At 58.4% G+C, this 1513-nt stretch carries 2 protein-coding genes and 1 pseudogene; 1 reads left to right on the top strand and 2 read right to left on the bottom strand.

Translation table 11 applies throughout. The features are described from left to right. Nucleotides 1-201: 201 nt before the first annotated feature. Entirely contained in the window at nt 202-411 is a 210-nt protein-coding gene (locus NKI19_RS33005; RefSeq protein ID WP_502899380.1) for a recombinase family protein, read from the bottom strand. Nucleotides 412-565: 154 nt separating this feature from the next. Between NKI19_RS33005 and NKI19_RS32650 the strand changes: the two are divergent. Further along, nucleotides 566-670, top strand: a pseudogene (locus NKI19_RS32650) (IS6 family transposase); the annotation flags it as partial. A gap of 450 nt (nt 671-1120) precedes the next feature. Here NKI19_RS32650 and NKI19_RS32655 read toward each other — a convergent pair. Further along, nucleotides 1121-1513: hypothetical protein (locus tag NKI19_RS32655; RefSeq protein ID WP_352951294.1), on the bottom strand; the 393-nt coding region annotated here is incomplete at its 5' end.

Below are 1513 nucleotides of genomic sequence, written 5' to 3' on the forward strand. Positions count from 1 at the left end.
CATCCATAGAATATATGATGCGACTTAAAGTACTTGGCCTCAGCCTGTTCACCTATGGATCTGACCCTGATTTTGTTTTGCAGGGCGGCCGCGCTGTGGCGAATGATTTCCACAACGCGTTTCTCGCTAAGTAGACCGCTCATTGATCCATCTAGATTGCGAAAGGTTGGGAGATTCTGATTGCTGTGGGCACAAGTGACATCAGCGCAAAACTCCGCGGCTCGCCGAACAGGTGGAAGACCAGGCGACCGCCGGATGGCGTGATGTCGATGTTTCGGTTATGGATCGGAAGCCGACCCGCTCCAGTTCGGTGATGATCTCGATGAGGTGCTTCATCGACCGGCCGAGGCGGTCGAGTTTCCAGACTGTGGGCGTGTCGCCCTCGCGAACGTAGCCGATCGCCTCCGCCAATCCGGTCCGTTCAGTCTTTCAGTCGGATGCCTTATTCTCGAAAACCGCTTTGCGCAGAGCGTCGAGTTGCAGGGCGGTGTCCTGGTCGCCGGTGGAGACCCTTGCATAGAGGCCGAGAGACGTGGCTTGTCCGTTCTCTCCTCCGGTAAATTGTCGGAATCCGCAGATGCCGGGTGTCGAGCCTCGGTCGCATAAGCGATTGAACAACCGGGCGGAGAATGCACCCGTGCCCCTGCGAAAGCGGGAGCGGATGGTGCAGGCTTCCGATCACCAGGAGCCTCATGCGACCTGTCCATAGATCGATTGCTGCCCGTGCTTGCGTGAGAGTGGAGAACAGCGTTCGTTCAAGCCGCTGCGCCAGACATCACGTAGCGCGCGCACTGTCGCCGAAACCCTCCCAGTCGCCTCGGGCCGCCACGGGCGTAGGATTTCTCCCAGTCACAATTCCGCGTGCCGAATTCGGATCGTCCGGATCGCCAGAAATGAAGCCCCGGACTCTCCATTGAAATGGAGGGAACAACGGTCTCAGGTCATTTTTGTCAGGGGCGAGAGTTTTCGGCCGGCCCTTACTCAACTTCGACATTGCGTCCGGATCGTTCGGCTATCGGCGTGGATTTGATGTCTTTGAATGACTGACTTCGTGAATCCTCTTGCGCATGCATAAGATTCTCAGAGGGCGAAGGCGGTGAGGTACATCATCATCTGCGCGTCAGAGCACGTCTTCTTGAGAAATTACGCAACGAGTTCTATCGCGCGATCCATGCTGAAAACCGAAGAAGAGCACTACCGGGCGTGTCGTAGAGCGCCCGGCGGCATCGGCGGCTTCGTCGCTGGATTTGGTCACTGTCGGCTGCTGCACCAGCCGCTCCCCGGCGGACGGAACGGCGCGGCGTGATTGAGATCGGCAGGCCGTGCGCGGGCGGGGTCGAACCCGCAGGTTATTGTGCACGGTGCTGCGCGGGGTGACACCAGCTGCTGCCGTAGCCGGATCTCCGAACGCAGTCTTGGTTACGCCGGCGTCTTCAGGTTCGGTTCTGCTTTCGCGCACCTGTGGTGGTGCATTTTCATCCAATCTGTCTATTCCAAGACAGATAGAGCAAGC

It is taken from the genome of Mesorhizobium sp. M0751 (assembly GCF_040320265.1).
Taxonomy (GTDB): Bacteria; Pseudomonadota; Alphaproteobacteria; order Rhizobiales; family Rhizobiaceae; genus Mesorhizobium.